At 43.6% G+C, this 25,595-nt stretch carries 25 protein-coding genes and 4 pseudogenes; 8 read left to right on the forward strand and 21 right to left on the reverse strand.

What is annotated here, in order from left to right; all coding sequences use genetic code 11:
• Positions 1 to 155 precede the first annotated feature (155 nt).
• Together QFZ78_RS12085 and QFZ78_RS12090 are read right to left on the reverse strand one after the other, a co-directional pair.
• Positions 156 to 554, reverse strand: a pseudogene (locus tag QFZ78_RS12085) (sugar phosphate isomerase/epimerase family protein); the annotation flags it as partial.
• A gap of 220 nt (positions 555 to 774) precedes the next feature.
• Entirely contained in the window at positions 775 to 1,047 is a 273-nt protein-coding gene (locus tag QFZ78_RS12090) for a hypothetical protein (RefSeq protein ID WP_307555640.1), read from the reverse strand.
• Positions 1,048 to 1,313: 266 nt separating this feature from the next.
• On the opposite strand from QFZ78_RS12090, the gene QFZ78_RS12095 reads away from it, so the two are divergent.
• The gene (locus QFZ78_RS12095; protein WP_307547743.1) at positions 1,314 to 2,024 is read left to right on the forward strand and encodes a YwaF family protein; all 711 of its coding nucleotides are present in this window, start codon (positions 1,314 to 1,316) and stop codon (positions 2,022 to 2,024) included.
• Between the two features lie 581 nt (positions 2,025 to 2,605).
• Here the strand turns inward: QFZ78_RS12095 and QFZ78_RS12100 are convergent.
• The 3 genes and pseudogenes from QFZ78_RS12100 to QFZ78_RS12110 form a co-directional block, all read right to left on the reverse strand.
• Complete coding sequence (locus QFZ78_RS12100; protein ID WP_307547746.1) at positions 2,606 to 2,986, reverse strand: YmaF family protein; 381 nt, start codon at positions 2,984 to 2,986, stop codon at positions 2,606 to 2,608.
• A 174-nt stretch (positions 2,987 to 3,160) separates the two neighbouring features.
• Positions 3,161 to 3,394 (reverse strand): annotated as a pseudogene (locus QFZ78_RS12105) (branched-chain amino acid transporter permease); the annotation flags it as partial.
• 101 nt (positions 3,395 to 3,495) lie between these two features.
• The gene (locus tag QFZ78_RS12110; RefSeq protein WP_307547747.1) at positions 3,496 to 3,972 is read right to left on the reverse strand and encodes a UPF0158 family protein; all 477 of its coding nucleotides are present in this window, start codon (positions 3,970 to 3,972) and stop codon (positions 3,496 to 3,498) included.
• A 354-nt stretch (positions 3,973 to 4,326) separates the two neighbouring features.
• Between QFZ78_RS12110 and QFZ78_RS12115 the strand changes: the two genes are divergently transcribed.
• Positions 4,327 to 5,325 (forward strand): SDR family oxidoreductase, encoded by a 999-nt coding sequence (locus QFZ78_RS12115; protein WP_307547749.1) that lies wholly within the window; start codon positions 4,327 to 4,329, stop codon positions 5,323 to 5,325.
• 60 nt (positions 5,326 to 5,385) lie between these two features.
• On the opposite strand, the gene QFZ78_RS12120 is transcribed toward QFZ78_RS12115, so the two are convergent.
• On the reverse strand, positions 5,386 to 5,790 hold the full coding sequence (locus tag QFZ78_RS12120; protein WP_307547752.1) for a nuclear transport factor 2 family protein: 405 nt from the start codon (positions 5,788 to 5,790) through the stop codon (positions 5,386 to 5,388).
• Positions 5,791 to 5,894: 104 nt separating this feature from the next.
• A complete protein-coding gene (locus tag QFZ78_RS12125) occupies positions 5,895 to 6,362 on the reverse strand; it encodes a DinB family protein (RefSeq protein ID WP_307547754.1) in 468 nt (155 codons plus the stop codon).
• Positions 6,363 to 6,560: 198 nt separating this feature from the next.
• Between QFZ78_RS12125 and QFZ78_RS12130 the strand changes: the two genes are divergently transcribed.
• Complete coding sequence (locus QFZ78_RS12130) at positions 6,561 to 7,463, forward strand: LysR family transcriptional regulator (RefSeq protein WP_307547757.1); 903 nt, start codon at positions 6,561 to 6,563, stop codon at positions 7,461 to 7,463.
• A 175-nt stretch (positions 7,464 to 7,638) separates the two neighbouring features.
• Here the strand turns inward: QFZ78_RS12130 and QFZ78_RS12135 are convergent, their stop codons facing one another.
• The 9 genes and pseudogenes from QFZ78_RS12135 to QFZ78_RS12175 all read right to left on the reverse strand — a co-directional run bounded on the left by QFZ78_RS12135 (position 7,639) and on the right by QFZ78_RS12175 (position 15,685).
• Positions 7,639 to 7,788, reverse strand: a complete 150-nt coding sequence (locus tag QFZ78_RS12135; protein WP_307547759.1) for a GMC oxidoreductase — start codon at positions 7,786 to 7,788, stop codon at positions 7,639 to 7,641.
• Entirely contained in the window at positions 7,781 to 8,374 is a 594-nt protein-coding gene (locus QFZ78_RS12140; protein WP_307547761.1) for a YdeI/OmpD-associated family protein, read from the reverse strand. Before QFZ78_RS12140 ends, QFZ78_RS12135 begins: the two co-directional genes overlap by 8 nt.
• A 181-nt stretch (positions 8,375 to 8,555) precedes the next feature.
• Entirely contained in the window at positions 8,556 to 8,978 is a 423-nt protein-coding gene (locus QFZ78_RS12145) for an SRPBCC family protein (protein WP_307547762.1), read from the reverse strand.
• Positions 8,975 to 9,304 carry an ArsR/SmtB family transcription factor gene (locus tag QFZ78_RS12150; RefSeq protein ID WP_307547763.1) on the reverse strand — a complete coding sequence of 110 codons (330 nt, stop codon included), beginning with the start codon at positions 9,302 to 9,304 and terminating at the stop codon, positions 8,975 to 8,977. The genes QFZ78_RS12145 and QFZ78_RS12150 overlap by 4 nt, the downstream gene beginning before the upstream one ends.
• A gap of 132 nt (positions 9,305 to 9,436) precedes the next feature.
• Positions 9,437 to 9,520, reverse strand: a pseudogene (locus QFZ78_RS38525) (DoxX family protein); the annotation flags it as partial.
• Between the two features lie 264 nt (positions 9,521 to 9,784).
• Positions 9,785 to 10,675, reverse strand: coding sequence for an SDR family oxidoreductase (locus tag QFZ78_RS12160; RefSeq protein WP_307547765.1), 891 nt, complete (start codon positions 10,673 to 10,675; stop codon positions 9,785 to 9,787).
• Between the two features lie 56 nt (positions 10,676 to 10,731).
• Positions 10,732 to 10,860 (reverse strand): hypothetical protein, encoded by a 129-nt coding sequence (locus QFZ78_RS12165; protein WP_307547767.1) that lies wholly within the window; start codon positions 10,858 to 10,860, stop codon positions 10,732 to 10,734.
• Between the two features lie 163 nt (positions 10,861 to 11,023).
• A complete protein-coding gene (locus QFZ78_RS12170; protein WP_307547769.1) occupies positions 11,024 to 13,987 on the reverse strand; it encodes a rhamnogalacturonan lyase in 2,964 nt (987 codons plus the stop codon).
• 498 nt (positions 13,988 to 14,485) lie between these two features.
• On the reverse strand, positions 14,486 to 15,685 hold the full coding sequence (locus QFZ78_RS12175) for an aspartyl-phosphate phosphatase Spo0E family protein (protein WP_307547771.1): 1,200 nt from the start codon (positions 15,683 to 15,685) through the stop codon (positions 14,486 to 14,488).
• Between the two features lie 293 nt (positions 15,686 to 15,978).
• On the opposite strand from QFZ78_RS12175, the pseudogene QFZ78_RS12180 reads away from it, so the two are divergent.
• Positions 15,979 to 16,139: pseudogene (locus QFZ78_RS12180) on the forward strand (DDE-type integrase/transposase/recombinase); the annotation flags it as partial.
• Between the two features lie 108 nt (positions 16,140 to 16,247).
• Here QFZ78_RS12180 and QFZ78_RS12185 read toward each other — a convergent pair.
• Positions 16,248 to 16,535, reverse strand: coding sequence for a hypothetical protein (locus QFZ78_RS12185; RefSeq protein WP_307547773.1), 288 nt, complete (start codon positions 16,533 to 16,535; stop codon positions 16,248 to 16,250).
• Between the two features lie 126 nt (positions 16,536 to 16,661).
• Positions 16,662 to 17,003, reverse strand: coding sequence for a winged helix-turn-helix transcriptional regulator (locus QFZ78_RS12190; RefSeq protein ID WP_307547775.1), 342 nt, complete (start codon positions 17,001 to 17,003; stop codon positions 16,662 to 16,664).
• A gap of 266 nt (positions 17,004 to 17,269) precedes the next feature.
• Between QFZ78_RS12190 and QFZ78_RS12195 the strand changes: the two genes are divergently transcribed.
• The 4 genes from QFZ78_RS12195 to QFZ78_RS12210 all read left to right on the forward strand — a co-directional run bounded on the left by QFZ78_RS12195 (position 17,270) and on the right by QFZ78_RS12210 (position 20,357).
• Positions 17,270 to 18,160, forward strand: coding sequence for an alpha/beta fold hydrolase (locus QFZ78_RS12195; RefSeq protein ID WP_307547776.1), 891 nt, complete (start codon positions 17,270 to 17,272; stop codon positions 18,158 to 18,160).
• Between the two features lie 51 nt (positions 18,161 to 18,211).
• Positions 18,212 to 18,721: a dihydrofolate reductase family protein gene (locus QFZ78_RS12200; RefSeq protein ID WP_307547778.1), complete on the forward strand. Its 510-nt coding sequence runs from the start codon at positions 18,212 to 18,214 to the stop codon at positions 18,719 to 18,721.
• Positions 18,722 to 19,181: 460 nt separating this feature from the next.
• Complete coding sequence (locus tag QFZ78_RS12205; RefSeq protein WP_307547780.1) at positions 19,182 to 19,814, forward strand: IS110 family transposase; 633 nt, start codon at positions 19,182 to 19,184, stop codon at positions 19,812 to 19,814.
• Between the two features lie 294 nt (positions 19,815 to 20,108).
• The gene (locus QFZ78_RS12210; RefSeq protein ID WP_307547781.1) at positions 20,109 to 20,357 is read left to right on the forward strand and encodes a hypothetical protein; all 249 of its coding nucleotides are present in this window, start codon (positions 20,109 to 20,111) and stop codon (positions 20,355 to 20,357) included.
• Positions 20,358 to 21,193: 836 nt separating this feature from the next.
• On the opposite strand, the gene QFZ78_RS12215 is transcribed toward QFZ78_RS12210, so the two are convergent.
• From QFZ78_RS12215 to QFZ78_RS12225, 3 genes are all read right to left on the reverse strand, one after another.
• Entirely contained in the window at positions 21,194 to 21,514 is a 321-nt protein-coding gene (locus QFZ78_RS12215) for a hypothetical protein (RefSeq protein WP_307547783.1), read from the reverse strand.
• A 529-nt stretch (positions 21,515 to 22,043) separates the two neighbouring features.
• Entirely contained in the window at positions 22,044 to 22,787 is a 744-nt protein-coding gene (locus QFZ78_RS12220) for a C40 family peptidase (RefSeq protein WP_307547785.1), read from the reverse strand.
• A gap of 251 nt (positions 22,788 to 23,038) precedes the next feature.
• Positions 23,039 to 25,306: a helix-turn-helix domain-containing protein gene (locus tag QFZ78_RS12225; RefSeq protein ID WP_307547788.1), complete on the reverse strand. Its 2,268-nt coding sequence runs from the start codon at positions 25,304 to 25,306 to the stop codon at positions 23,039 to 23,041.
• Positions 25,307 to 25,595 lie beyond the last annotated feature (289 nt).

Consider the following 25,595-nt stretch of genomic DNA (forward strand, 5'->3'; position numbering starts at 1 on the left):
CCTAGGATTTCCCTGTGTTCAAGGCTTTGATTGTACCGTTACTGCCTTTTTCCTCAAGACCTTGATGTAAATGCCTTTTCTTATTAGCTTGTCCGACTATAATATACCACTTTGAAGATGTCAAGTAATGTCTCATTACAATCTTAAGCGTAAGTTCATCTATGCTTTAACCCTAATTTCGCAAGATTGGTAAAGCTGATCTCCAAACTTTCGAAAGGATTGCGGTCATAACAGTCGTCCTGCTCGACCGCGGCCCACTCCTCGCCGATCTCCTCGCATGCTTGAATAATCCCTTTGAAATTCATATTACCTTCGCCGACTTCCGAAAAACGCTGTTTCCGATCCGGTGTCACAATCATGTCCTTGAAATGAACAACCTTCATTCTTCCTTCCATCTTTCGAATCCACTCGATCGGATCGGCCCCACCAGCTTGCACCCAATAAACGTCCAGCTCGAAATTCACACTATCTGGATCCGACTCCTCAAATAAAATCTCCATGCCTGTTTTTCCTTCATATTTCGCGAACTCAAAGTCGTGGTTATGATAGATGAACTTTAACCCGGCACTTGAGTGATTATACTATCGTTTTCCGTACCTCAATGAAAAAAGGAGCTGCAACGCTGAAGCTCCTCCACTTTTTTGAACTAGCGTTGCTAACAAAACAATTACTCCGAACAGGCTACTAGAACACCTTACTTATCCGAATAAAAAACGAAAACCAGCATTATGCGGGTCATTATCGGAATATTCTATTGTAATTGCTTCGCGTACGCTATTCCTCTTCATCTTTTTTTCGTTCCCAATAACTTCCCTCACCAAAGTAATCCTGACAAACGTTATCAAGGGTCTTCAACGTATCAATAAATCCTTTTAAATCACACGTATGAAAAGTATCTTTAAGTTCACGATTTTCTTCTGTAACTGAATATACGTGAATTTCTGTACAACCATCCCATCTAACATTAACATCAAGACGCTTATCATCGGTTTCCAATTCTAGAGCTACCGTCCCACCATCTTCATCTCTTTTATGTTCTGTTTTCATAATCCACAATATAAAACACCACCTTTTGGTATAGGATTACCAAAAGTGGAACCTTTTATCTCCAACTGATCTACAAATTAGAACTCTATAAGTTTCTATACGCTAAGAAAAAGCTGAAATTTACTGTTGTGATTCTTAATGGTTTTTGTTGATGAAAATAAACCAAATGTTTCTGTACGTCTTTCAGGTTTGTACCATTTCAAGTATGGATAAAATAGTTCGCAGAATAGCTATATAAATTTCCAATAAAAGGGAAGTGGATTTTTATGGACTGGTTTTCGGAAACGGAGTATCCTTTTGCCATGTTTACTCCACAACATATTCTTCCGCTTGTCGGAATAGCTTTACTGGTTCTGCTGCTGTATCGGTTTAAAAACTCGCTTCGCCACGAAGACTGGAAGAACAGAATCAGGTTTGGACTTTTCACGCTCCTCATCGTGTTTGAAGTCTTATTGTACGGATGGTATTTTTATTTCGAGCAGTTTTCCTTAGAGCAGTCCCTTCCCCTCCAGCTATGCAGCATCAGCTACATCTTGACCATCGTCATACTGCTTTTTCCATTTTATCGGATTTATGAATTTTTATATTTTGCAGGTGCCGGCGGTGCCATACAGGCATTGCTGACACCGGCGGCCATCCTGTCCGGATTTCCCCATTTCACTTATTTTTACTTTTTTATCGGTCATGGCGCCATTGTATGGGTTGCCTTGTATATGACCTGGGTGCATGGCTATCGGCCAACGTGGCGTTCGATTTGGAGAGTACTTCTGATTATGAACGGTCTTTTGGCAGTAATCATCCCCGTAAATTGGATAACAGGAGGAAACTACCTATTCGTCACAGAAAAACCGTCCGGTGATACGTTGCTTAATTATCTGGGGCCTTGGCCGTGGTACTTGTTATCCCTGGAGGGGGTGGCGGTGATTATTTTCATTTTCATGTACCTCCCCTTTCTGCTCCGCAGGTCTAACACCTAAGTTTCCGCTGGTACTTTTTCCCGGCCTTCAGCTCGGTCCATAATCGCTTTTAACGGTATAACTTAGTCCAATAGTGATTCACATCGTTCAATTCGTCTGAGTATTCTCTCAGGTTCAGACATATCTGCCGATCTGTGAAATACCCCTAGGTTAACCATACAGCTTAAAATACGTTTCAGTTCGAGGATCGAATTTCTTATTTTCAATAAGATTTCTTAGTTCTCTGCATCATTCATAGCAATATAAAGTTTCTCGCGTTGATATTTATAAACTTCTGCTAAATCAGATCCGAATTCAATTTCAAGTAACTTTGGTGGTTTTGCCAGATAAGTTTGTAACTCGAACATAATACCTCCATAACTCACTAAATTTCCATATATTTTATACGTATTCAATTGCATGCTGTTGCGGCCTTATACAATTGAAATCCGCCAAATAGCTTAACGAGGCTGCCGATCATGCCGGCAGCTCGTCTAAGGTGTTATTGAGCTATTTTAGTCTCCAGAAATTTAGAACCCGAATCTTTGAGAAGGCTTGAAACTCTATTCTAGGTTACTTTTAATCTACTTATAAAGCTATAATTACAGTTCGTTGCCTGTGTTGCCGCTATACATGTGCGAATGAGGATGCATTCCATTTATTGTTGTATAACCTTGGAAATAATGAATATGCCCTCCGTTTGGCAAGGGAATAGATGGTCCTGTGGTTCCTTGAATAATATGAGTATGACCCCCATTAAATGAAGTTTCTGCGTAATAATTATGAACATGTTGGACTCCGCTTGGTGCTGGTTCTGTCATACCTGCGTATTGGTGATTATGTCCATCATCAAATGAGGTAATTCCTGAAAACGGATGAACATGAACAGGACGACCATTCCAAGAAGTAATAAACAACTTATGTGAGTGTTTTGCGTTTTCATCATTGGAATGCATGACAAATCCGGTTATTGGAATGTCCATATATCTCTTCCCTTCATAAGGTTTTAACTTTGTATTCTATGAAGGAGCCATGCCAATGGTTTTAGGCATAATACCTATTATTCAAATGCCCTACTACAACATGCCGGCTTGAACATATCTGAGGCAAGTACCGGGGAATGGCGAGGAAAAATGGTTCTTAGTATCAATATGATTTAACATTTCAATTAACATGTAGACGATCGTACCGCTTGCAATTGATAAGAGCATGTTTCTTCGCCAAATATGGAGTAAAGCAACTATCGTGACAGAGATTAGTTCAGGGACACCGTGGTTACCAGCTAACAAACTGACATCTTTCATACTATAAATGACCAGTAGCCCTAAAGCTGCTGCCGGTTTTGAAAATTTTGAAGGTTTTTTATCGGATAAATATAGAAAGACATTCAATAAGGTTTTCAGCCAAGAAAAAAGGCTGACTGTTCACTCAGTCAGCTTTTTGCAATGTTCATCTACAACTGCTCTTGTTTCTTGATAGTACCAGTTTTACTTCATTCCTCTATTACAAGATCCTTCGCTTCACACCAATCGATAACTAATTCCTTTAACTTTTTTTCTTTGAATTCATACCATTGTTTTTCAACGCCATGTTCTATGATCCCGTCCTTAAATCTTCTAAATGCCCCTCTTCCTTGAATAGCTCCAAACAATTCTTCTCTAACCTCATCTTCGCTTAATGTTCCGATAAATTCTTCTATTATTTCATACTCATGGTACTCGTTTCTTAGTGTGAAATCCAAGTAAACATCGTTTTCATCTTCAATAATTTTTATGGCTGTTTCAATGTTCTCTCTTTGCCAATCCGGAAACTTTTCAAGTGGTTCTTCATCTTCTGCGGCTCTTATCTCTTCTCTTGTTAATGTAATAACTTCTCCCGTATGAGTGTTTATATATGTAAAGGTCTCGTCCATTTGAATATCAATCTCATTAATTAGATCATCTAATTTCACTGTTGCTTTTTTCTTCATTGTATTCCTGCCCTTTCAATGAAATCCCTTTTTACAATATAGTTTAATCAAACCACCAAAAAAAATCAAAGAGGAGCTGCTTTAGAAGATGCACTCCTTCTCAACTATAGTTATCCGCTAGTTCAATAGATCGTCTAGTATAGGCTCTGTCGTCTGCATTATCCCTGCAGGAAAGTCGTGACTATATCTCGCACGCGTTGGCATGTCTATGACGGAGGAAAGGTTTTATATCTCTTGCATTTAAAAAACTTGGATGTTTAGGAAGGAAAAGAGGATGTTTGTACCGAACGATTAATGAACCAGAATGAAAAAAAATGATTAAACGATTCATTTCGTACATAAGGAGGCTTTCGAATGGAACTGTTGATTCTTGGGGGAACTCGCTTTGTTGGCCGTTTTTTGACTGAAGCTGCATTGGCACGTGGACATGAAGTAACGTTGTTCAATCGCGGAAACAGCTCCATCGATATGTTCCCGAACGTAGAACGATTAATCGGTGATCGGAAAGACAACTTGGAGGCACTCAGAGGTCGACATTGGGATGCAGTGATTGACACTTGTGGTTTCTTCCCGAATATTGTGCGCCAATCAGCAGAATTTTTGAAAAATGCAGTAAAACATTATACGTTCATCTCTAGCGTTTCTGTTTACAACGATCTAACTCAGAGAGTTGATGAAAACTCTCCTGTCAGTACCATTTCTTCAGAAAGGTTGGAGGAAGTTACAACTGAAGGCGCTGGACCTTACTATGGTTCGGAGTATGGGGCATTAAAAGCGTTATGCGAACAGGAACTCGAAACACTCCTGCCTGGTCGTGTGCTCCACATTCGACCTGGGCTGATCGTGGGACCTTACGATTACAGCGACCGCTTCACCTATTGGCCAACGAGAGTCGCAAAAGGAGGCGACGTGTTGGTTCCAGAAGGAGTGAATCGCCAAATACAAACGGTTGACGTACGCGATCTGGCCGACTGGAACATCCGTGCGGTTGAGGATAGCGTAACAGGTATCTTCAACGTTAGCGGTGCTACGTATACGATGGGCGAACTCCTGGAGACATGCAAATCTGTGTCCCATTCTGACGCGAATTTTGTGTGGGTGGATAATGATTTTCTGAACAGCAACGAAGTCGGTGAATGGAAGGAACTCCCGCTATGGCTTAAGTCCTTGCATGGCATGTTTGATGTCAACAACTCAAAAATTTTCACAGCCGGCTTTACAACGCGACCATTGGCAGAAACAGTTATTGATACCTGGAAGTGGGATAGAACTCGCCCTACTCACGAAACACGTAAAGCTGGACTTCACACTACAAAGGAAGCAGAATTGCTTCAAAATTGGTTTTCTAAATAATCTTTTGAATAGACGAAAAAAGAGAGGTAGACAAGTTGCCTCTCTTTTTTAACCGATCATTTATGGGGTTTCGTAGTTTTTTAACGGCATACCTACATATTCGCGGAAGGAGCGGATCCGCTCTGCCTCGAACTCGAAGACGACCGCAAGCTCATTGTGATAAGGCCCCCCATTCAACGAACCTTCCGCGCGAAAAACCACCATCCCGTTGTCCTCATTCTCAAGCAAGATGAGCGGAGTCAGCTGCACCTGCAATACTGAGCGCTCGAACCTGATCAATTCCTCGAACCGCTCTTTGCCATGCTGCTCGTGATTCCACCCCTCTAGCGGGAGCGGAACGAAGAAATGAAAACCTTCTGTAACCTTCTTAAGAAAATCGACTGTATGCCCTGTTTCGAAAGCCCGCCTAAAAGCATCAAACACTTCGCAAGTTCGGGATGGGACTGAGCCAACGGATTTCTCCATAAAAGAATTCTCCTCATTATGGTTTATTGGTCGCTCCAAATATTGAGTTGTCAATAAGTCGTTTGTCTATACTTTTCTAACTTTGGTGTATTGCTTTTCATTGGTTAGCGCGACAGGACCTTTAGTTGGCTCGATATCGTTCCAAGGTGAATGGCTTCGTGAATCAGAGCGAAGTTGAACAACTCGCCGGCGGTGTTGAATTGGAACGGTCCCAAGGGATACGGAGTTGAAAGCTTCTCACCCAGCATTTCAGGTGTCAGCTCAGATAGGCGGGAAAGCTGCGCCGTTAACATCTCGAACAACTCTTCCTTCGATGGAGGAGCAAACGTCCAGTCCAAAGGCTTTGTTCCAGAGTTAAACAGCGTATCATACGAGTCCGGTATGGCCGACGGGGAGCCGAAGCTTAGGGTAGAATACTTATCCATCCAATAAATCATATGGCCGACATTCCAACGGATGGTATTGTTGAAGCCTTCCGGCTGCTTGTCGAAATATCCCTCCGTAACTCCCTGAAGCTTACCAATCACAACCTGATGCAGTACTTTACCGGTGTTAATAATCGATTGTGTCATAACTAATTTCCTCCTTTTGTAATGAGAAGCGCTTGATATATTCGTAGTATAGGTCTCATGGAACTTTCCATCAATACAGTGGGCATTACCGGAACGTTAAGTATAAGTTAACGATTATTCATTGACAGTAAAAGAAGATGGAGTAACAATAATCATTGAACATGCATTCAGCGATGCAATTGAAAGCAGGTGTGAGCTATGGAGTTAAAACAACTACAGTATTTTATGGCGATTTGTGAAGAGCTTCACTTCACGAGAGCGGCCGAAAAAATGGGAGTCAGCGCACCCAACATCAGCCAACAGATAAGGAGATTGGAAGAAGAAATAGGGGTTCTGTTGTTCGATCGTGTGGGAAAAACAATTGTCCTTACAGAAGCCGGAGCGATTCTTCATGAACATGGTGCTGCCGTGTTCGAGCGTCTGCAGCAAGCGAGCGACGCCATTGCTGATCTGAAGCAGATGCAAGGCGGATCGCTATCCATCGGCGTCTTGCCCGGTGACGCGGATCTCATGTTTAATGCCTTGCTACTGAACTTCCATCAGACCTATCCCACCATCTCGCTGTCCCTTCTGGAAACCATGAAAGTAACAGAACAAGTTCTGGACCGAAGCATCGACGTTGGCGTAACCATTGGACCTATTATCGATGAACGTCTCACATCAATTCCCCTGTTCCACGAGGAATTCTCATTAGCGGTAAGTATGAATGATCCCCTTGCCACGGAGAGCTTCATCCCCTTGAACAGGCTGCATGCGTTGAAGATGGTCATGTTCCCACCCGACCATCAATGCCGTAAGCTGATCGACCGCTTTTGCATGGACAACGGGTTTACTCTGCAGCCACATATGGTGACGACAACGTTATCCTCCCTCCTCCAGATGGTACAGAGCGGAGTTGGCACCTGTGTTCTGCCGCGATTGCTACTGGATAATCTTCACAATACAGACATCAAAGTCGTGCACCTGAGGAATCCTACGCCTTCTCAGGACATTTATCTGATCTACCGCAGCGACAGATATGTCGGATACGCCATGCGCACGTTCATCAAGACTTTGAGAGCCTACATCGAGACCGCTATCAATCATGCGAAGTCTTCATAGATAGGGTAGTATCAGTAAAGCTGATATTATCTAAACGAGCGTGTGAAAACCCCTTTGAAATATAAAGGTCTGCACATTGTTTACATGTATTTAATGTATTCTTGGTGGGGGCATCAACAAAAAACAGCCCAAAACTGAATAATACAGTCTTGGTCTGCTTTTTTCTATTATTCAACTAAGCGAGTGCAATCGTGGTCAATATTTGATTTTCGGCCCCGATGTAAGGTAAAGCACTGTTGTCGGCCACATAGAGGCTGGAGACACCGTGGATTTTCCATTTTAAATTATTTGAAAGCTTGATTTTCCCATCGAATATACTAATCATTTAATCCCTTTCCATCGAAAATTGGCTGCATACATTTTTCAACCCTTGACTCTCGAGTTTTGGATTGTTTGGGTTCTGAAAAATAATGAATGTATGCTCTTTGCCGTCCCGGCGTCAATGCTTCAAAAGCAGTTTTCAAGGCAGGGATTTCATCGAGTTTATTTTGAAATTCTTCAGGGATTATGTATTCTGTCGTCTTCTTAAAGTTCACTTCCAAACCGGCTTTTTCAACTTCAATGGCTTCATAAATATAGGCTTTCAAGATGGTTTCCATTTCAACTATTTCTTGAAGATTGGTGAACCGAATCTGGCGCGCCGCCTGTACATTCTCCGTTTGTTGGATTAGAATCCCATGGGCATCCTTTAACAAGGCACCTTTGTGAAACAGAAGCGCACAATATTCCTTAAATCCATGTATTAAAACTATGTTTTTTTCCTCAAACGTGTAACAAGGATGCATCCACTTAAAGTCTTCGGTCAGCTCACAGTCAAGAACGATATTTCTCAACTTCTCAAATTCTTCCTTCCAGTTTTTAGCTTTTCTTAAAAATCCATCAACCTTAGGATTCATTCTACTAATTGTCATCAAGGAAAACCCCTCATCAATTTTTCGTTCAGCTGACAGTACATCCGACATACGTGTAACAACAGATTACTTGATGGGCAACAGATACCATTAAGTGATCTGCTTTATGGTGTTGGGACATCTCACTATCGTACCCATTAATTTAGCATTGGGGAAGGAGATGTTTTAGCACCGAATGCGGTTATTGTTCCAACACCTTTTCAAGCTCGCCGCACCATTTACCCCAGCCATACTTAGCTCCACCCAGTGCTTGAGCATTTGAGATTCCGGTTTGTTCGAGATGAAGGTTAACCTTTGCGTCCCCTAAATCCTGCAGCGTCCAGGTGACCGTGTGCTTCTCTCCTCCACTGGCCCAAGTATAGGACAACCGGTTTGGTGCGTCCACGATAAGCACTTCGCCGTCAACAATGCCATCCCACCATTCGGTCGGCTGAGTACGAAACTGAAAACGATGTCCTACAACAGGCTTAAAATCATTTTCCATCGCCTGACCGGTGTGGATATTGACCACCCACTTGGCAAGCTTGCTTGAATCAGTTAAGGCGAACCAAAGCTTCTCAATCGATGTCTTGTACTGAAAATCCAAGGTTAATGTTAAACTCATTCTTCTTCCTCCTCTAATAGTTGCTTCAAGTGCAACATATTCGTACTCCAGAACTTGCTGTAGAAAGCCACCCAATCTTGAATTTCTCTGAGTGGAGAGGCGTTTAGCCTAAACCGCGTTTCTCTGCCGACTTTTCGGTCAAGTACCAGTCCGGCATCTTTAAGGATTGTCAAATGCTTGGATACCGCTGTACGGCCCATTTCAAACTGTGCCGTTAATTCATGAAGCGGTATCTCCTCTGCCTCTGATAACAGACGTATCAATCGGCGCCTAGTTGGATCTGCAATCGCGTCAAACACATCACGCAACGGGTTGTTTTCGTTCACAACACCCTCTCCTAAGCATTTTATTTATTTCCCAATCGGACACCATCTGGAAATTTTTTGATTATAAGACACCATTTGATGTCTTGTCAACAACATCGCTCACAACACGCTCTCCCAGCTATCACCATAATCGATACCAGTGTGAACCCATTCTTTAAGCCGAGGAAAACCTGGCACGACGAGCGCGATGCCTCCAAGCACTTTCCAAATGACTAACTCCCAATTGGACACCATTTAGTGACACTTTGATTATAGGACACAATTTGGTGTCATGTCAAGCAGATCTGGCTTGGAGAGTTACAGGGAGCTTATGTCGCTATTCTACCCGTTAGCGCAACAAAGGGCTGCAGCACGGCAGCCCTTCTGATATTGAACTATAGTTTCCCGGTAGTTGAATGTTTGAATGCGTCAATATAAACGACCTGTAAGAACCCAAAACCTTTCTACAGAACACTTGAATCCCTTCTTTTTTATTGAATATTAGCGGTACCCAGAAGCAGTCGCTGGTTTGCCTGCATCCTGCACTTCTTCGAGATACCGCCAGCAGTCAGGCTGTGAGCCGTCAAGATCATAAAAACCATACACTTGTGCGAGCTTACCGCTTGACACAGAGTGACCGTTCCATCGGGCAGCTTCCGGATCTCCAGCTAGCGCGGCAACGGCACGCCCTACAAAACGCGGCGATTCCGAGATGATGAAATGAGGTTCCTTCACAGTGGCGTCACGCCAGTTTTCTTCCTTAACACCATAGTGATCAAGCATGATTTCAGAACGCATCCAACCCGGGGTTACTGCTATTGCGGTGCATTTATATGGTGACAGTTCATGAGCTAAAGACTGAGCCATACGAATGACAGACGTCTTGGCTAGATCGTAGAACATTGATAAACGGTAGTTTCTATCGTTGTATTCTGCTGTGCCATCCGTTATCTCTATTACCAGTCCATTCTTGTTTCGGATTAACAGGGGTAGTGCAAAGTGGCTTGTAATGATATGTGTGTCAATTGCAAGCCGAAGCATGCGAAGCCCCCGTTCAAGGGAGTGCTCCCATACGGGCACGTTCCACTGTGCCAAATATTCAGCCCCCCAAACATCGTTGACCAGGATGTCCAGTCTCCCCTGTTCATTTTCAATGCGGGCAATTAGAGCCTGTACCTGATCAGGATCCAGATGATCCACTTGAACCGCTATTCCTCGACCACCCGCATTACTTACAAGTTCAGCGGTTTCTTCAATTGTTTCAGGACGATTGTACTCGGAGCGTTGTGTTCGTGTCGTGCGTCCTGTCACATAAACAGTCGCCCCAGCCGCGCCTAATTCGATAGCTATTCCTCTACCAGCGCCTCGTGTTGCACCTGCCACCAAAGCCACTTTTCCATTTAGGAGTTACATAATCTATTACTCCTTTCGTTGATCTACCGCCCATTTTAAACCATTAATATGTCAATATGTGTCATATTAATAACTGCGAAGGTATATTTTTCAGCTATGCTACCCATCAACGTTATGAAGCTGCCGATCGTGCCGGCAGCTTCATAACGTTGATGTTTATTCATTTATATTTCCTCGTTAGCGTAATGAATCATGTTCCTCTAAGCTTACTTTCAACTAAGTCAAAACCTAGTAGAGTCCCCTTTTCCCTTGGATCCCACACTTGCATAATCGTGTTACTACCCCGTTAGCGGAACAATCGTAAAATAGTTACATTTATTTCTTAGGTTATTTGGGATTATTTGGATCTTTGGGTTCTTTAGGATCCTTTGGTTCCCCATTGTGGGACTTGGTGGTATAAACAACATTAGGCGCATGCAGCCCTCCTGCAAGAACAGTTTCTCTAATGTCTTCACCAAGATAGAAGCCCAAATGCGGCGGCTGATTGTAGGCTGTGTTTTGCCATGCAATACCGTTTCTGTATACGGGATCATGCATGAGTGTATAAAGTCTGTACTCTGTAGGAATCGTCGTACTGAAGATTCTCAATTCCGAGCTGTCTGTTGTAGGCAGAAGAACTTCTTCACGCCAGTCTCCAAGGATATCGGCCTGTAAGGTCGGAGTAGCCTTAGTTCCATTATTGCTTACTACATTTGCAAAGCTTTTTATTGTCTCAGCTTTCTTCGTGCTTTGGTTATACTTGGAGATGGATGTATTATCAAGCAATTCATTTAATAAATCCCCATCCCAGAAAAGAGCGAAGTTAACGGAAAGGCCTGCCGTTCTGAAGCTGTCGGCTACTACCTGACCCTGTACGTTGTAAATTCCTCCGCCTGCTGCCGGGGTTGTACCGCCGGTCCCCCAGAACTCATATCCAGCTCCAGATGTAATATTGGCAGCCAATCCGCGTCCAGTATCCACGTAACCATTGTAAGACATCAGTGTTTCCCCAGTTGCGGCATCATGGAGCTCAACGGATGCAACAGCCGGAACCTCATGAACTGCCATAACCTGAAGACCTTCACGAGCTGGATCGAATGCCCCTACATGAAGCGCGTCACCGTGTGATCCTTGTTCACGCTGCATTTCGCCATCCATTTCATAAAGAATTGTACCGTCTTGATCAAGGGTCAACGAACCCGCAATAATTTCGTCGAAACCGTCATTATCGACATCTGCAGTGGCCAGATTATGAAAACCTAAGCCTCCCCCTCTGCCTGCTTGGGCCGAATCGAAAGTCCACTGCTCTTGGAGCTTCCCATGAACTAAATGATAAGCCGCATAGGTAGTCCGTTCATAATAACCTCTGCCATATATGGCGCTCGGAGTCACTCCGTCCAGATAAGCCAGTCCTGCAAGGAATCGGTCTGAACGGTTATGCCATGTATCTCCCCATGAAGCGACATCCCCTAGCGGAAACGCATAATCAATCGTGTCTATAACCTTACCGGTTTCGCCTTTGAATATGGATATATATTCAGGTCCCCCGAATATATGACCGCTATCATTGACCCATTTTCCATTATCATTGGCATTGCCGATTACGCTAATAACCTTGCTGCTATCGAACCTTCCGTGGGTTGTCCCATATACGGTTGTAGCGTCTGCCGTTTTAATGAGGAATTCACTTTTTCCATCCCCATCAAAATCAGCTATGATAAATTGATGATAATGAGCTCCTGATGTCAGGTTAAGCCCCATATTGATTCGCCACAAAAGCGTACCGTCCAGTTTGTAAGCATCAAAAATAGTCGGTCCAGTCATCGCGTTTTGTGAGCTGTCGATCGCGTTAGAAGGATACCATTTCACAACAACCTCGAACTCGCCGTCACCGTCTAAATCCCCTACGCCCGCGTCATTTACACTATACGTGTAGCTTCCTGTAGCCGTTGTTCCTCCCTCAGGCTTTTGCATAGGAATCGAGAGATAATCGTTAGCTGCTGCTGTTGTCGCTTCGTTCGTATCCGATTTCCCCTGCACAAGAGTTTCCACTTTATAGGTATCTCCTGGAGTACCGGCTGAATCCATATAGTTTGTAATAGACAATGGCTCATTATTTAGTTTTTGCCCATTACGGTAAATATTGAATTTCACATCTTGATTATATTCATCTGCAAGCAGACGCCAGCTTACAAATATGCCATCTGTAGATTTCAAAGCGATAATTCCTCTGTCCAGCCACTCCGTCTGCCTTGCCGTATTCGGTGGAGCAAGACGGTTGTATACATAATTGGTTGCATATCTGTCAAATCCATTCTCCAGACTCTGGGGAACAGCAAGAATCCCCTTAAACGTGTAAACGCCAGATTCATGAGGATCCCAAGCCTTACCAACATTAACCCACTCGCTTACAGGCACGTCTATCTTACTATTATTAGCAAGAGTAACTTTTACCGATTGAGGTAAACCGATGGAATGGATGTCAGCTGATGTTTGATCTACATAAACGGTATGATAGGGTAATTTATCCACTTTCGTAATTCTATTTTCCGGAATAGGTATATGATAAACACCGAAATTATCAAGGTACGTAGTCCATGCAATATTATTACCGGATGTACGCATGCCCACTAATTTAACCGAGGCTACAGACCCGTCAAAAGCTACTCCATTTAAGGATGAAGTATATTCTTGACTTGTTCCCGTAGCTTTGTCGGTAAGCTTGCATATGACCACATTATTTTCCACGTCAAGATTAATCCCTACCGTATACCATGCTTGGGGATTCGTAATGCTGGTGCTTGCAGCAGGCTGCTTTCCTACGAAATATTGCAGAGGTGCATTGTTAGTGTTATTTAAAGTAAATACCGTATTACCGGTGCTATCGAGGATTCTAAACTCGCCGCCGTTTTCGCTTGGGTTGCTGGCGCTTTTATCATTAACCTTGCCCGGATACCAGTCGAATTGAACAAGGATCTGGCTGCCTTTCACAGAAGTAACGAAGTTCTTCGTTGCAACTCGTCCCCCGCTTTGGTTCGTCTGAGTGAACTGCAGCTTAGGGGTGTTATTTCCTCCAATATCATAGGTATTTATGGATACCGTAGCATTTGCTGTTGCAAAGCCCCAATTCACAGGATCAAGCGCAACCGTATCGCCAAAATCACTATAATATACACCGTCAAGTAAAATCCCATTGTTCTGGGCGGCCGAACCTCCACCAGCTTCAGCCGCTGTTACAATTGACCAATTCGGAATGAGGACCAATACAAGAAGTAAAGCAATAATATTTCTTAATTTTCTGTTAGTTGACACGTTTTTCATTTCACTCCTTCTGTTTACGATACGAAAGGATAATCTAATTACTCCGGGCAATTCTCAAGAATGCAAGCGTTTACAAATTATGATAAAAAAAGTCAACCATATACGGAATCCGTCGGTTAACCATCCCCCTTCGCTAAAAGTAGTAAATAAAATGACCACGTTCATACCGTTTACTCCTACGAAAACCCGGCCAATGAGTTAACTGTATTACCTGATGAACAACTCCGTCTATAGAACATTTTTTTATAAGTGATACCTTTTTGAATCAAGGTTTTTAAAGATTTAGCACATTTTTGACTGTATTTCTCTTTTTTTGATATGAAGAGTAAAACGTCGATAAAAATATGATTTCAGATTGGAAAAGTAAATCCTACTCTTGAGCAAGCTTTTCTTTAAATTAAATTTCTATAGCCTACTATTAAACAGAAAAAAGCCGACAACTTGAGCCGGCATTTTAAATGGTTCAGTTTTCTTTTGACATAATGAGTCCTACAAAGGTTTAATCAATTGTTTATTCATCTTATTAAAAGCATTAATTAATTCATCGAGTTCTATCGAACAATGAAGACATCTAGGGTCTGAAAGACCATATGTTCTAGCATATTTATTTAATTGTTGCCGTTTTTCGTAAATGGCCTGATCGATTGTTGAAAGGTTGTCCACAGCTTGTTCATGTAGCGCTTTTGATTGCTGCCGCTTCAAAGGAATCTTTCCCATGGATTTATATTTTTCATATGATTTGCACTCCTTCTCATCTTGTTTAACGACGACTGAGAAGAAGGTATACCGAGGCGGTTGAGCTGGTGGCGGCTTCGACCATTGATTCACACCACAAGGCCGGGAGTGTTCATAATTTTGGTTCTTTATTTTCGGCGGAGGTAGAAGAATATCAGGAAAAAGAAAACCCAGACTTACAAAGAACGCACTGCATCCAGTAACGAATGATGAGCCCCCGCCATTTGAACCATTTCCTGTATAAAGAGTCAACGGGGCGGAAAACCAAGTACTCGCGGGATCCGTACGAATCGGCGTTGCTTCAAATGGTTCAGGAGCTCTGGTCGTGGAACTCGGAGATGATTTGCTTCCCGAGCCGTCTTTCCACTGATCCGCTGCCGGAGCTAACTTGACCGGTGCACCGGATACGCTACCGTTCACTGGAAACGGTCTAGTTATAGGACTTTCATTCCCACTCGTATTGAAAGGCAGATTCTGGGCTCCGTCTGTTTTAGTAAGGGGTTCTTTCTTTCCTACGTCAGCCTTTCTTCCCTCGATCTGAGGGAAATTCGTCTGGCTCGTGCTCGGTACTAGGATATCCGTCACAGGCGTTTTCACTTGAACGGCCGGGGTAACTACCTTGACTTGGGGTGCTGGTACCGGCGTCAGAACTTCAGCCTGAACCGCTGGCGTCTTAACTTGCACGATTGGCGTGTCCACTTTTGTTGCAGGCAAGTTAACCGACGCCAACGGTATCCGATCAGTGGATACTTCCGCCTTCGCTAATGAAACGTCCACATTAACCAATGGCGTTTCAACTGAAATAGAAGGCGTTTTCACCTGCAGATCGGGAAGCGGAAGCATAACGTGTCCGGAGGTTTTCTCCGCAGACGGAGTCGAAACAGCTGGCAAAGACTCGCGCGAATCTTTCGCCTGGTTGGTCGAAGATGGATCCGTCTTTCCGTTGTCTGGCAAAACGTTGGATAAAACGGGCTATGTGGGGATACACAATCTGCTGGAAGAACGCCAGAACGAATACGATGCACAAACTCCCAAACCAGATCATTCCTTTTGTTCCTAAATCCTTTGTAAACATGCTGTTTCTCACCTCCTTCTCGGCCAAATTAGGTGGGGATACGGATTCCTAACATCGTCCACGAAATAACCCTTTCAGATATATTGACACTTGAAAGCAGGCTTTTGTTCCAGACATGCACAACGGCGATTATTTTACTAACGGTGAGATGGTATTTGAAATATAGTTTAAGAACGATTCTTGGAGGACTGACGAAACCTACGTCAAAGTCAAAGGTCAGTGGAAGTATCTATACCGAGCAGTTGATTCTATGGGGAAACCATTGATTTCATGTTATCTGAAAATCGGGATATGCAGGCAGCTAAGCACTTCTTTACAAAGGCTTTGTCCTCTTCATCTATTCAAGACAGCCACCAAACTAACCTGCACATTAAAGGAATAGGCTACGAGCGATTCACCGGCAGCCTAGAGGGTATATTATTCTGGAGCTATCGTTCTTCGTTAGTTTAATCGTTGTTTTCCGAATGATATCTTAGAAGGCAAATTATTATCTTTTAATCTCTCATGGACCATTAGAATATCTGGTGCATTCTCTTTGGTAATTATTATTCCAACTATAATTGATTTAATTGTTTCTAATTCCTCTTGATCCATTTTGGATAATTCATCCATTGAAAACTTTATTTGTTTATCGTAATACGTTTTAAGTCCGATTGATATTGAATTTTTATCATCATCAGATAATCGTTCGAATACAGTCAATACTTCTTTAGCTACCTCTTTCTCCATAAACAATCCCCTCCTAAAAACTTAAAAAAAGAGCCTACCGCATTTTCGAGATGAGGGAAGCTATCGTGTCAATCATTAGGTCCACTCCCAACCGTCTGCGCTCCCGTGCTTCTGTTACATTCACATCTATGCCATCTCTTCCGCCCCATGCTCGGCACTTAAGCCATTTTCTTGAACCCATGCCCACATTGCCGCAAAAATAGGTTGCAGATTCCACCCTCGCTCAGTTAGCTCATATTCGACGTGCAGGGGCACACCGGGGTACTGCGTACGCGTTATAATCCCCTTCTCCTCCAGCACCCGCAGTCGATCCGTTAACGTCTTCGGGCTAATCGGGTGTAGCTTTCGCCGCAGCTCACCAAATCGCTTGGTGCCGACAAACAACTCTAACAGAAGAGGGAGGGTCCACTTACCATCCAAGATTTCCAGCAAAGGATCAATGGCTTCGATACAAGAGCGATCCAACATTGACGTTTCCTCCATAGTTCATTTTTTGAAACTATTGCACTTTATTGTAACTACTTTTCAAATATACCACTGTATTGTAGTCTTATTAAAGAGACGAAACACAAAATTCTACTTCATATCGATATCAACCCCTGAGTGGTGCGCGCAACCGGGGCGCTCAATCGATATTAACAGGACTTTGAATCGCATTAATAGTCTGAATATTCAAATAAATATTCCGTACGATTTAAACGCTGCTTGAAACAATTGGCAGATTGGAGGCATAAATGCAAAGACCGTTTGATGTAGATGCATCGGAGTATCCGTTCAAGGACCACTGGATGCCTTATCGCGATGGCATGATTCATTACGTTGACGAGGGGCATGGGCCTGTCATTCTTCTCCTACACGGAAACCCCACCTGGTCGTATCTTTACCGGAACGTCATCAAAGAATTGAGCGGCGAATGCCGCTTGATTGCATTGGATTACCCGGGACTCGGAATGTCACGAGCTCCTTCCGATTATGGCTATACGCCGAAGGAGCATTCTGAGGCTGTCACCGAATTCATCTGGCGACTGAATCTCAAGGAATTCGTACTAGTAGTCCAAGATTGGGGAGGCCCGATCGGATTCAACTACGCAGTAAGGCACCGTGAGAACCTGCGCGGAATTGTCGTGATGAATACCTGGGCATGGCCGGCCACGCTCCCTGCGATGAAGCTATTCTCGTTTGCTATGGGCGGATGGCCCTTCGGATATTGGCTGCAAATAAGGCGAAACTTCTTCGCCAAGAAGATTGTCCCGCATGGGATCTATCATTCCGAGAAAATCACGGATATCTTGAGAAAAGCCTACACCGATCCATTCCCAACCCCAAAATCCCGGAAACCGACATGGGTATTCCCAAGGCAGATCCGAAAAGCGCGTCCGTGGCTCGCGGAAATCGAGGCGAAACTGCCGGTTCTATCCAATTTGCCAGCACAGATTCTGTGGGGGATGAAGGATAGCGCGGGCTTTCCACCCGAAGAGATGGCTAAATGGCAAGGTTATTTGAAATTGAACGAAACCGAGTCGTTAGACGATGCCTCCCACTACGTGCAGGAAGATCGGCCCGACCGGGTGGTCGCTTCCATCCGCAGAGTCCTTGAACGGACATCGCAGCATCAAGAAAGCTAGGCTGAACGATAATCACCGTTTTATTTTCATCGACTATTAGGAGGCTATCCAATGAAAACAATTCTATGGGCAACACTAACAGGCAATGGCAACTACGCGCAATCGAGTCCGAATAATCCCCCAAAAAAGGAAGCACTCTGCGATTTTGCGGCACAAGTTCAAGCAGCTGGTAATTTCATTGTCGGAAGACGTACGTTTGAAGGGATGTTGGCGAGCGGAGGCGGGGGTGCTTTTACCGGCATGGATATCGTCGTCGTATCGGCAAGTGTGAAAGAAATTCCCGGTGTGACGGTTGTCGGCTCGCCGCTCGAAGCCTTGAGCTACCTGCAGGATAAAGGCTATCAAACCGCCCTCATCTCGGGGGGAGCGGATCTTCACAATGCTTTTCTGGGTCAAGGGCTTGTTGACGAGCTCATATTCAATATCGCGCCGGTACTGGAAGGGAAGGGGCTCAATCTATTGATTGACACGGAGAAGTACCAATACAAAGAAGTGGAATTGTTGAACTTCAAATCACTCGGCAGCGGCGTCGTTCAATTGCACTATGCGATTGATCATTAAAACGGCAGCCAGGTAAATCGCACCAAACGTATGAGTGGGGCAATTGAGCAAGTTCAATGAGGCCGTCGATCGTTTCCGTGGCAGCCTCGTTGTGTATTTAATATGAACTAACGTTCTCCGTTAGTTTAGTACGCTCACAAATTAAACGTAGTTGTGCTACTGGTAAATTGTAACACTCCAATATTCCGTTAAGAACGTTACCATTTCATCATCGCTTGGATTAAACACACCTATACTAAAAAGACTAGAGTTTGTTATTGTCCTTATATCCCCATCGTTCCAAAAGCCATTTATTTTCTAAAATATCCTCTTCAGTTAATCGGCCCAGGCAGTTGGTAGTCGGCAGCCTGTTGAACCTTCCTGTAGGACCTAAAAAATAGTCTTTGTCAAAAAAGGAGCGCCTCGGTATGAAGGGTTTGTCCACGGGTAAACCCAACACCATCAAGGAGGCGCTCTTATTATGAAGTTTAAGCAATCAGATGAACAAAATCTACGGATAGAACGAATTACTCCATCTCACTTAGTAATTGGCATCGATATGGCGAAGGATGCACATGTTGCACAGGCAACGAACTTTCGCGGAATCGTTCTTTCTAAACGACATCTTACGTTTACCAACAGCAAGAAAGGGTTTGAAAGGTTTGGACGTTGGATGAATGAGTTGCAGCAGAAACACCGTTTGAACAGCATAATAATTGGAATGGAACCGACGGGGCACTATTGGTTTAATCTAGCGAATTGGCTGGTAGAACAGAGGTTAAGCGTTGTTCTAGTGAACCCTGTTACGACGAAGAGAAACAAAGAGAATAGGGATAATTCTCCTTCCAAAAATGATCCGAAGGACGCTCTTGTCATCGCGGATGTTGTCAGTCGGGGTTATTACTCTGAATACACGAAGCAATCGCATTCTTTTCAAAGGTTGCGCGTTATCATGAGCGATCGAAAGTTTTGGGTTGCGAATTGCATACGGCTTCAGAACCGAATCATTCGCTGGCTGGATATCCGTTTCCCCGAATATACATCAGTTTTTTCGGATTGGACCTGCAAACGATCCACGGCGACACTTTATGAGTTCCCTGTCCAACAGACTTAACATGGAGTGACTACAGCAGCAGAAGTCATAGCAAGCTGGAGAAAGCACATGAAACGAGCTGGCGGAACTACAGGGCTAGAGAAGGCTGCACATCTAAGGCATCGAAAAACGAGACTTGAACCAATTTATTGCCGCTAGGGCAAAGAAATGCTTCAACTCTCGATAAAAAATAGGAGCCACCGTTTCCTTTTTTCGTTATTCACATATTCTGTAGTACCTGATAGCGGAAAGAAAATATTCAAATCAACCTTCACGTCCAGCATTGCTGCTATCTTCAGGAAGGGGAGATTATTTGTGAATTTAACTTTCAAAAACTTCGCCAGGATGTTTATTGGTAGACGTGTTGTCATTATTACAACAGGCTCGCCCCGCGGCTTAAACGGAACCCCTGAACCTGCAAGATTCCAAGGTATGATTCGCGAAGCAGGAAAAGATTTCATTTGTTTTATTACGGATGAGAGAAGACGCATCATTATTAGAAACGATGAGATCGTTGCTTTGGTCACACCGAGACCGAGAACAAGAAATAAGAGGAAGCCTTAGGTAAACGATAAGGAAAGGGGTTTTTAGATGTTAACTTTCCGGCAGAGAGTACGAAGATTATTAGGAAGACGGGTATTCATTTCCACAACCGCACTCGCCGTCGATGAAGCCGGTTCAGCTGAATTCGACGGCGTTTTAAGAATTGTCGGCAAAGACGTGCTTGTTATCATTTCAGGACAGAGACCTATAGCCATAAGAATTAGCGAGATTATATCGTTAAGCCCCCTCAACAACAGAACAACTCTTAAAAGAAAACTCACCTAACTTTAGGTGAGTTTTTTACTTTCTGGTTAACCCGTCGCGAAAACGGTACAATCTATTTGACGTTTAGTTAAACTGATCCGTTAGCTTGCAAGGCTCCAATCACAAGGGGGCATCTGCGAGGTTAAATATATGCTCAGTTAGCATGTCAATTCTAAAATCATGCTTGAAATTGAAACCAAGAAAAGAATGCAACCGAAAGCAAGTGCTCCCATATTATGAGAGACCGTCATCAACAGCACCCAAATTATTTTCCATATCCGATTCTCTTCCTGCTTTACGTCCTTATACTCGGAATAAACTCCAGGAAAACTAAAACCAATGAAAATCAAACCTATTATCATTATGATTAATAAATCGATATACAGATTTCCTGTTATATTTGTAAAAATTGAACCCCGGCATGTGTTATGCCACAATTCACCCAGCTCCTAGCAGGCAGCTACCGCCATTTTCCAGTTAATTTGTCCAATAACTTTGGGAAACATTCATTCACTTAATCTGCCCGTAATGAAGGGCTACCACAGCAGCCCTTTCGATGTTCAACTATCGTTCTGCGTTAGTCTGAATGAAAATTACATGTCCTTTGGTACAAATATCCCCAATAATTTACCGTTTATCCTATCGAATTCTTCCAACAAATCATCCGAGTTCTTTGAGTATTTGCTTTGAATGTAAAATCTACTACAAGTATTAAGTAGAATACCGACAATCTCTTTAGAAACCATACTATCATTACTTATTGACTGTTTATACAAATCAATGTATGAGTGCAAAGCACTAATCAAATTACTATCAATCAATGCATTTCCATTTTCGCCGTTATTACCTCTTAGTTGTAGTATCAGCTCCTTACAAACATTTTTCAATCTTGCTATCAGTTCATTATTTTCCACTGTTGTCCCTCCTCATAGTCAACATATTTCTCATCCGTTACTTTCTACTTACTAAATGAAATATAATATTGAACAGGCTTCCGAATATGCGAATATGCCGGCAGCCTGTTTTATTATTGAGAAATAGTTCTGTTAAACCTGCCCGTTAATTGAATAACCGACTAAGGGATTCATTTTTAATTTACAGTGTACATACTTCGGGAATGAGATAATGTTCTTGTCAAAATCGGGATTGGCGGTGACAACAACTTTATCCATAAAACAAAAAAACCGCGATTTACGCGGTGACCCGACAGGACAGAAATGAAAAATAATAATGTTAATAAACACCTAAGTAAAAGAAGCGGTCTCCCCCATGCTGGAGAAGACCCTGGCACAACTCCGCAACCAAATTCCGGAATCGATAGCCATCTTTTTCGCAGTTAATGTGCCACACCTTTCGGCTTCCTATCCTCTTAAAAGTCCTCCCCGACTGCCTTCTCTTCATTGTGTACTGCAGTTCACCCCGTTAGAATAATTCATCAAAGGGTTAAATTAATCGCTGCACCTTGACTACACGGCCCTTCCACAATGGATCCAGAACCTTGATATTCACGCCATTACCGCTTGGGTTTGAATGAATCATGATATCCTGCCCCTGATCGTCCTTGCCCATATATAGCCCTACATGGTCTATACCCTCCCGACTGGAAACCACATCAAAGAAAATCAGGTCACCTTTACGGGCGTTTTCAAAGGAAACTGTTTTTCCTATTTGGCTTTGCAATTTTGAAGTCCGAGGTAAAGCAATACCGTGTTTACTAAAAATGTATTGCATAAAGGATGAACAATCAAAAAGTCCGTCATTCTCGTACTCTGTGCCAAATTTATAAGGAACGCCGAGGTATTCTTTTCCAGTAGCAATGATCGCTTCCGCCTTTACTTCCCAAGCGGGGACAACTTTTACCGTTCGAAAGAGTGTATATTGTGGTTGGGTAGTTACAAAGCCAATAATGCCAGCTGCATCTTTTACCTTCGCCCAAGTTGTTCCGGTTACACGTTCTATGACTCTGAATTCTTCTCCTGGAGCAAAATAGCGGATACGGTCGAATTGCGTTCCCGGGCCTGAACGAAAGTTGATCCCCGTTTCATTTACGTTCACACCGATTTCATAGGTGTATCCGACCTCCACGTTCTCGACAATGGTTGTTAATTGGGATGTTTCTGCGTAAGCCGAGCTTGTACCGATCAACAGTGACAACACCATTATCCAAAAGATCAAAACTTTCTTCATTTAGAACTCCTTCCATGTGCATGTATTTGGGCTTTTGCCGTTGTGCGGTTGTCCCATGATGAATCTTATGCACGGAATTGTTCATAGAGAAGCCTTTAGACATATGGTAATTTTAGCCAACAGCTGACGATTAAGGTTCAACCACCACGCAATCCTGCCCGTTAGTTCAATAAACCAAAAGAGGAGCCGCCTCAAAGCAAACTCCCCCAATACAACGATTATGTCATTTTTATGCTTTAAGCAGCTTAACTTTACCCCTCTTCACGGTATTGCCCTGGCGTCATGCCTACCATTTTGCGAAAGGAGCGAATAAAGTTAGCGGAGTTGTTGTACTGCAATCGCTCGGAGATTTCAATAATCTTCAAATCGGACTCCTTAAGCCATTTCTTAGCCACGTCAATTCGATACTGCGTTAAATAATCGCCGAAATTAATGCCGGTCTCCTGACGGAAAACACGGCTCACATAGTGGGGATGATAGTTGATGCGGGAAGAACACTTCTCGAGTGTCAGCTCCGAATCAAACTCCCGCCTAATCATATCGATTACCGCTTCTGAAATATGCTTGAATTGGCAATCGCGACGATTGCCCAGCTCCTGAATGTAAGGATACACAAACATCGACCAGAACCAGTGCTCCATCTCATTCACGTTCCGAAGCTTGAACAGAGACTGAATCAATGAGGCTTCATCCTCTGCAATCCGGTCCAAGGGGATGGACAATTCCTGCCCGAATTTAAGGAGATCGACCAGCAGACGCATCAATGACAGCTGATAGTCCCGATGCTGCGTATGGGGCTGGAACAGCTCTCCGATAAAATGCTTCAAGGCCAGCTCCGACTGCTCCAGATCTCCTGCTCGGATCGCATCGAACAAGGCCTGCTCCCCTTCTTGCGGGAACATATACAGATTGCTCTTCTGTGGCTGCACATCCTCAATAAACAAAATCGACTCTTGCCCCAGTCCTACCCTATACTTCAACGAGGTCATAGCTTCATGCAGCGCCTGCTGGGTATCCGAGAGCGAGCTAAAAGGACTGCTGATTCCGATGCTCACTTTAATCTCTAAATATTGAAAAATGGCTTTTTGGATCTCGTCGGACAGTGTGAAAATCTGCTCTTTAAAGTCCGTCCCCTCTTTTGATGAACCAATCAGAGTCACTTGGCAATCCGATCTGACAATTGGTACCAGCCTTTGCTCTGTCAGTACAAGCTCACCGACGATATTGCTGATTGCAAACATGAGCAAATCCCGATTCGCCTCTTCATACCTGGTATCCTTCAGTGTATCGATTTGAACGGCAACCACGCACATGGAGGGCCAAAGCTTTTCCAAACCGTACAAGCTCAATTTTTCCTCAAAATCTCCAGGATGGATCGTACCGCTAAACAATTTTTGCATGAAAAATTCCTTAAGCTGCACCTGCTGCCCCTTGAGCTCATTCATAATCAGGGACTGATTTCTGATCAAATAATCGACGCGTTCCCCTATAACCTGAAGCTCGCCGTTTGGCTTCCCCTCATCAACTGAGGAAGGAATGCTGGTGAGAGCGGTATAGATGGATTGAATCGGACTGTACATCCTCTTTGATCCGAACCAAGCTAGTATCAGCGTGACCAGCAAGATGACCATACATACGAGTAGAGTAATCCAGCCGATGATTTTATTCTGTTCGTTCACTTGCTCGTTTGAGGCTACGGAGACATAGCTCCAGCCGTTATAGGAGGACTTCCGGAAGGTGACAGTGACTACCTCTTCATCCAGCTCGGTAGCATATTGGCCGAAAGCATCCTTCGTTTCGAGGAGGGGCTTTAAGTAAGTTTGACCCGACATGCTAGTTCCCAGCTGAGTACGGTCGCGATGATCAATGATATGGAAATTCTTATCCAGAATAAAAGTACTGTCGAGCTTGCCGTTTTGAAACGCATCAAGCTCCTTTATCACATCAGACGAGAGCACGACGCAGATAATCCCAGTCGGATCGACAGAGTTAATTGGATACTTCTTTACAAAGTAGATGGACTGAAAGGAATTCGGTAGATCATCCGGACTACTTGTCCAGAAGGAGCCTCCCGCTATACGGGAGAATGCCTCTAACTGCGGCCTGAAGTCCGGGGAAATGTATTCATTAACCCCTTTGCTTGTGACCATCCATTTCTTGCTTGTGCTGAACAGAAAAACATCACTGATGCCAAGCTCGTAGGTTTGAATCAGCGAAATTCCTTTATACAGTTCATGCACCATTTCGAAATCATAATTGGATATATCTTTCTCGAAGGCGCCGGTGACGACGGGTGATTGCAGAAGCTGCGTTGCCGAGTTATCAATCGTCCTCAGCGTCTGCTCGACACGCATCTGCATTTGCTGCAGAAGCTGCTTATTGCTTTCGTTTACTTTCTCCTGTACGGTTCGGGAGGAATTGTAATAGGCAAAGGTGCCCAGCAGAATGACCGGTATGGTGCCGATCAAGATGGACAATAACATCAGCTTTAATAAATAGGACGAGGACCGAAATCGCATAATGCCTCCAAGTTATAGTTCCATGACAGTACTTCAAGTTTACATGAAAATTCTGTAGAGTGTCTATTTTCATTTATCTGGAATAATATAGGTTTCCTATTAGGCGGTGATCCTACTCTTTACAACCCTAAACCTAGCTTGCATGCTACTTCCTTCCTTTCGGCTTAGGACTGAGAAACTGTTGTTCTATCATACCGGGAGGCTTGGATTGCCGTCGATAGTCCCTGCTTGTTCAGATCGGCTGCCAAATGCCTTTCTTGTAGCAATACCGCAAATAGTCTTTAGTTGC

It is taken from the genome of Paenibacillus sp. V4I5, assembly GCF_030817255.1.
In the GTDB taxonomy this organism is placed as follows: Bacteria; Bacillota; Bacilli; order Paenibacillales; family NBRC-103111; genus Paenibacillus_E.